This is a genomic window from uncultured Oribacterium sp. (genome assembly GCF_902481605.1).
Lineage (GTDB): Bacteria > Bacillota > Clostridia > Lachnospirales > Lachnospiraceae > Oribacterium > Oribacterium sinus.
Map to the genome: position 1 here is coordinate 1 of NZ_CABSXI010000118.1, position 2,982 is coordinate 2,982.

2 protein-coding genes are annotated in these 2,982 nt (G+C 42.6%); one reads left to right on the forward strand and one right to left on the reverse strand.

The features are described from left to right. Positions 1-46: 46 nt before the first annotated feature. Positions 47-1,834 carry an aminopeptidase P family N-terminal domain-containing protein gene (locus RDQ32_RS11025; protein ID WP_308580533.1) on the reverse strand — a complete coding sequence of 596 codons (1,788 nt, stop codon included), beginning with the start codon at positions 1,832-1,834 and terminating at the stop codon, positions 47-49. A 263-nt stretch (positions 1,835-2,097) separates the two neighbouring features. Between RDQ32_RS11025 and RDQ32_RS11030 the strand changes: the two genes are divergently transcribed. Continuing rightward, positions 2,098-2,730 (forward strand): hypothetical protein, encoded by a 633-nt coding sequence (locus RDQ32_RS11030; RefSeq protein WP_308580534.1) that lies wholly within the window; start codon positions 2,098-2,100, stop codon positions 2,728-2,730. Positions 2,731-2,982 lie beyond the last annotated feature (252 nt).

A 2,982-nucleotide genomic window follows, 5' to 3' on the forward strand; every position in this document is an offset into this window, starting at 1 on the left:
TGGGACGCTTTTTTACAGTCTCTTCATTTTAATATAGAAGCATATATTAGATTGCTCTGGTGTACTTCTTTAAGAATTCCTTCTCGTCTTCCTTAAGTAGTGGAGCGATGGTTTCGTAAACTCTTGCATGGTAGTCATTTAAGAGCTTCTTATCCTCTGCATTCAACATATCCGGATTGATGGCATCCAGGTCGAAAGGAATCAGAGAGATGGTTTCAAAATACATGAACTGTCCATACTCGTTCTTCTCTCCCTTTCTGGCGAGAAGTTCATTTTCCAGACGGATACCGTGGGAGCCTTCAACATAGAATCCCGGCTCATCGGTAATCACCATACCCTCTTGAAGTACTTCAGTTTCTCCGGCACGGAACTTCCAACGGAAGCCTGCAGGGCCTTCATGAATGTTCAGAAGATATCCAACGCCGTGACCTGTACCGTGGTTAAAGTTCAAGTTTCTATCCCAGAATGGCTGACGGGAAAGGATATCCAATACCAAACCGGTACATCCCTCCAAGAACTTCGCATTGGCAAGGTGCAGGTTACTGATAGCAACCAAAGTAAAATCATCCTTCATCTGCTGAGGAACCTCTCCTAAAGCAAAGGTTCTGGTAATGTCTGTGGAACCTTCATAGAAGCCTGCTCCGGTATCACTTAAGTAAAGTGTTCCGGTATGGAATTCCACATCGGTTTCAGGAGAAGAGGTGTAGTGCACAATAGCGGAATGAGGACCAAAGGAAGAAATGGGCTCGAAGCTTGGACGAATAAAGTTGCCCATTTCGGCACGGAACTCATCCAGCTTTGCTGCGGCAGACATCTCTGTAATCTTAATCTTGCCGATGTTTTCCTTCAGCCACTTCATAAAGCGAAGGTGTGCAACACTATCTTTAATCTGGGCTTTACGAATATTTTCAATCTCAACAGGATTCTTAACTGCCTTCATTAAGATGGCAGGATTTCTCTTTTCTACGGTCTTTACAGACTTGGGAATATTGTTGAAGAGAGCATAGTTTAACTTGCTCGGGTCAATCATGACGATATCCTTGTCGGAAAGCTTTTTTACATCCTCGTAAATGGCATTGTAGGGATGAAGCACTACGCCATCCTTAGCCAGCTTTTCCTGCAAAGCCTTGTCCAGCTTTCTTTCATCAATGTATAAGTCAAAACGGTCCATGCGAATGATGGCATAGCTGAGAACAAGAGGGAAGAACTCGATATCATTACCGCGGATATTCAGAGTCCAGCAGGTATCATCCAGGGTGGAAACGATATGGGTATTGCAACCCGCATCTTCCATTTCCTTACGAATACGAGCCATCTTACTGCTTACGCTTTCTCCGGCATATTTTTCATCCAGATCAAAGGCAGGCTCTTCGGAAAGTGCCGGACGATCCTTCCAAACCGGATCTACAAAGTCCTCATCATAGAGAATCTTAGCTTTCTTTTTCTCGGCAATACGAGCGTATTCCTGTCCTTCTCCTACGGATACGGCACGACCGTCAAAGGCAAGGGTATCGCCCTCCTTCAAATGCTCCTCTAGGAAGGCTTCCAGACTGGGTACTCCCGGCTCGAACATCTTCATCAGCTGAACGGTGGTTCCTTCCAACTGCTTAGCAGCCTGGATAAAATAACGACCGTCAGTCCAAAGTCTTGCTTCCTCTAAACCGATAAGAGCAGTTCCGGCAGAACCGGTAAATCCGGTGATAAACATTCTCTCTTTAAAGTGCTCTCCAACATATTCGCTTTGATGGAAATCCGCGGTGGGGACAATCAGCATAGTAATGCCCTTTTCCTTCATAATCTTTCTAAGTGCGGAAAGTCTCTCAGGTACTGTCATGTTCTACCTCCATAATTCTTCAAGTATAAAAACCAAATGCTGTAGGATAGTATAGCATGTTTTGCTCAAAAAGGCTAAAGAATAGGGCGAAAAACTTTGATTTTTAGGAAAAATGTTCTAAAAAAATAACGGAAGCGAAAGTCCGAAGTAATCGCGCTACAAAGGAAAAAAGCCTAAAAGTATTCTAAAAAGCTATATTAGGCTGGCTTAGAAAAACGTCCCATGTTATACTGCCATCAGTTTTACGTGAGAAAGGAAGAGCTATGTTAAAGTGTGAGAAAACATCTGTAATGAATATAGAAAATGCGATTAGAGGTGCCAGAAATCCTATGAATTCCTGGGATAGAGCGGATTCTTATTACGATGAAGAAGGAAATTATCAGCTGGGGCCTAATGACATGAATCTGGCAAGGCGTTTACGACTGGCCGGTTCCGATCATAGAAAGTTTATCCGCCAAATCTTTGTCTCCGTGGACATTACGGCTCCTCTTTATTGGTGGAAGGAGTATGACACGTATAAGGTGGCAACTGTAGCAAATTCCACCTCTACCATGCACAAAATTCATTCTAAGGAATTTAGTATAGAGGACTTTTCCCATGACCATCTCACTGAGGAAGGGCTGGAGAGTTTGAAAAGAACCGTGGAGGATCTGGAACGTATTCGTCTTCGTTTTCTGGAGAAGAAAAACAAGGAGGACTGGTACACTATTATCCAATTGCTTCCCAGTTCTTATCAGCAAATGCGGACCTGTACCATGAATTATGAGAGCCTTATCAATATGTATTTTTCCAGAAAGAGCCATAAGCTGGAGGAATGGCATACTTTCTGCGATTGGATTCAGACCTTGCCCTATGCCAAGGAGCTGATTTTGGCAGAGAAGGAATCGGAAGCATAGCCTTTTCCGCTTTTTAAAATTTTTTATGGCAATAATCTTCCCTATAAAATTTTTATTCGAAGAGAATTTGTAGGGAGGATTATGTTATACTATAGCTCATAAATTGCTTCTTTCGTTTTTTAAAGATTCTATTTTTCCTACCATTATTCATCCTTTTATTCATAACGAGTATCGCTCGCAAAGCGTGCGATATCTCGTTAATGGACTTTAGCCAGTATCGGAGCTGACATTTGAAAAATGTTAGCTCTGATA